The sequence below is a fragment of the Streptomyces phaeoluteigriseus genome, assembly GCF_001896135.2.
Taxonomy (GTDB): Bacteria; Actinomycetota; Actinomycetes; order Streptomycetales; family Streptomycetaceae; genus Streptomyces; species Streptomyces phaeoluteigriseus.
This window is the reverse complement of sequence record NZ_MPOH02000034.1, coordinates 1-1,480: the sequence shown is the minus strand read 5'-3', so window position 1 is coordinate 1,480 and position 1,480 is coordinate 1. Positions and strand designations below refer to the sequence as shown.

2 protein-coding genes are annotated in these 1,480 nt (G+C 68.0%); both read left to right on the top strand.

What is annotated here, in order from left to right; all coding sequences use genetic code 11:
* Nucleotides 1-146 precede the first annotated feature (146 nt).
* On the top strand, nt 147-455 hold the full coding sequence (locus tag BM536_RS37305) for a transposase (RefSeq protein ID WP_030053558.1): 309 nt from the start codon (nt 147-149) through the stop codon (nt 453-455).
* A complete protein-coding gene (locus tag BM536_RS37300; protein WP_073500221.1) occupies nt 452-1,372 on the top strand; it encodes an IS3 family transposase in 921 nt (306 codons plus the stop codon). The genes BM536_RS37305 and BM536_RS37300 overlap by 4 nt, the downstream gene beginning before the upstream one ends.
* Nucleotides 1,373-1,480: the final 108 nt, after the last annotated feature.

Below are 1,480 nucleotides of genomic sequence, written 5' to 3'. Positions count from 1 at the left end.
GAGAGCGATCGATGAACGACGTGTATGCGTTCATCGAGGCGGAGAGGACCACCCACAACGTTGCTCTGTTGTGCCGGTGAGGTTCCCCCGAGATGCGGGGAAAGGTGACAGCAGGTCAGATGGGTCTCATGAGAGGAGCCCAGACGATGCCTGCCCCGAGGAAGTACCCGCTGGAGTTGCGTGAGCGTGCGGTGCGGATGTATCGGACCGCCGAGCCGAAGCCCGTGATCCGCCGTATGGCCGAGGAACTCGGCGTGCATCACGAAGCCCTGCGGAACTGGATCCGGCAGGCCGAGGCCGACGCCGGCGAGCGGGATGACCTGCTCACCACCGAAGAGAAGAACGAGCTCGCCCAGCTGCGGCGCGAGGTGCGGGACCTGCGCCGGGCGAACGAGGTCCTGCGGACGGCCTCGGCTTTTTTCGCCGCGCAGCTCGACCCGACCCGGCCCAGGTGAGAGCGCTCCTCGACGAGCACCCGCACCTGGGGGTCGAGCCCGTACTGCGGGAACTGCACATCCCCTCCGCCACCTACTACCGCTGGCGCCAGGCCGAGAAGGACCCCTGCGAACGGATCCGCCAGGACACCGAGCTGACCGGGCAGATCCGGCAGATCCACCAGGACTCCGGCGGGATCTACGGATCGCCCAGGATCCATGCCGTCCTGAAGCGCGAGGGTGTCCACGTCGGCCGCAAGCGGGTCGAGCGGCTCATGCGCCAGGCCGGCCTGGCCGGGATCAGCCCCCGCAGGAGCAAGGGCTTCACCCGCCGCGACCCGGACGCCGACCTCGCCCCTGACCTGGTGCAACGCGACTTCACGGCACACGCGCCGAACCGGCTGTGGGTCACCGACCTGACCATGATCCCCACCCTGGAGGGGCCACTGTGGCTCTCGGCGATCCGCGATGCCTTCTCCCGCAGAGTCGTGGCCTGGGAGACCTCCGCCCGCGCGGACGCCGACCTGGTCCTCACCTCCCTCGAGTACGCGCTGGCCAGCCGCGAGGTCGCCCCTGGCGAACTCGTCCACCACGCCGATCACGGCACGCAATACACGTCTATCAAGCTCACAACACGCCTGGTCAGAGCAGGTGTTCAAGCGTCCATGGGCTCGGTCGGCGACTCCTTCGACAATGCCCTGGCGGAGAACCTGTGGATGCTGATCAAGACCGAGTGCATCCGCGGCCGCGTCTTCGCCACCAGGGCCGAAGCGAACCTCGCGCTCTTCGAATACATCGACGGCTTCTACAACCCCCGCCGCATCCAGAAGCGCCTCGGCTACCTCAGTCCCATCGAGTTCGAGGAGAAGCACTACGCCGACCAGGCAGCGGCCGAACCAGTGAACCTGAAACCACGTCAACCCGCCCTGACCTGCTAGTCAGCCACTCCCGCGCAGCGGGGGAACCTCACGGCTGCTGAAGGTGGCCCGGTCCTCCTTCTACGCCTGGCTGGCCGGTGAGCCGGCACGCGCCGCCCGCCGGGCCGC

Excerpts from the sequence above, each read along its gene's own strand:
- BM536_RS37305 (WP_030053558.1), top strand. The coding sequence starts at position 147 with ATGCCTGCCCCGAGGAAGTACCCGCTGGAGTTGCGTGAGCGTGCGGTG.